The organism is Pseudomonas parakoreensis (genome assembly GCF_021602155.1).
In the GTDB taxonomy this organism is placed as follows: domain Bacteria; phylum Pseudomonadota; class Gammaproteobacteria; order Pseudomonadales; family Pseudomonadaceae; genus Aquipseudomonas; species Aquipseudomonas parakoreensis.
In genome coordinates, this window is record NZ_BQHY01000110.1 from 1 (window position 1) to 212 (window position 212).

Consider the following 212-nt stretch of genomic DNA (forward strand, 5'->3'; position numbering starts at 1 on the left):
TGGCATTGACCGGTGTCCTGTAGGAGCTGCCGCAGGCTGCGATCTTTTGCCTTGGCCTTTGAAGATCAGAATCAAAAGATCGCAGCCTGCGGCAGCTCCTACAGGGATCGGGGTGTTTTTGAGTTTTTTGGACGACACGCAAACTTGTGGGAGCTGGCTTGCCAGCGATGACGGCGGGTCAGTCACATCCTTATTTTTTTGACACACCGCTA

1 protein-coding gene is annotated in these 212 nt (G+C 53.3%); it reads left to right on the plus strand.

Annotation, left to right across the window (positions count from 1 at the left end):
- Positions 1-202 (plus strand): hypothetical protein (locus L6D63_RS28585; RefSeq protein ID WP_236170531.1); only part of this gene is annotated, 202 nt, incomplete at its 5' end.
- Positions 203-212 lie beyond the last annotated feature (10 nt).